This window comes from Stenotrophomonas sp. GbtcB23 (assembly GCF_019091045.1).
GTDB classification, from domain to species: Bacteria; Pseudomonadota; Gammaproteobacteria; order Xanthomonadales; family Xanthomonadaceae; genus Stenotrophomonas; species Stenotrophomonas rhizophila_A.
In genome coordinates this window covers 1-232 of sequence record NZ_JAGXKC010000739.1, presented here as the reverse complement: position 1 = coordinate 232, position 232 = coordinate 1, and the positions used below count along the sequence as shown (strand labels likewise).

Below are 232 nucleotides of genomic sequence, written 5' to 3'. Positions count from 1 at the left end.
CCGCTGCCGTTGTCCGCCGGCCCGGCCGGGGGCCTGGCGGCCATGCTGGTAGGGCGCCCGCGCCGCGCCAAGCCCGCCGCTGCCGGTGGCAGCCCGGGGACGGGGCTGGGCGGCGCTGCGCCGCCGGCCGCCAAGGGCGTCATCGCCAACGCCCGCCTCACCGGCGTAACCCTGCCGCCGATCCTGGTGCTGCCGCCGGCGCCGCATGGGGCGGGCGTTGCCGGCCCATGGG

Annotated in this window: 1 protein-coding gene; it reads left to right on the top strand. The window is 81.9% G+C overall.

Going from position 1 to position 232, the window contains the following annotated elements; translation table 11 throughout:
- The coding region (locus tag KVS69_RS20760; protein ID WP_217540238.1) for a hypothetical protein at positions 1 to 232 on the top strand (232 nt) is incomplete at both ends.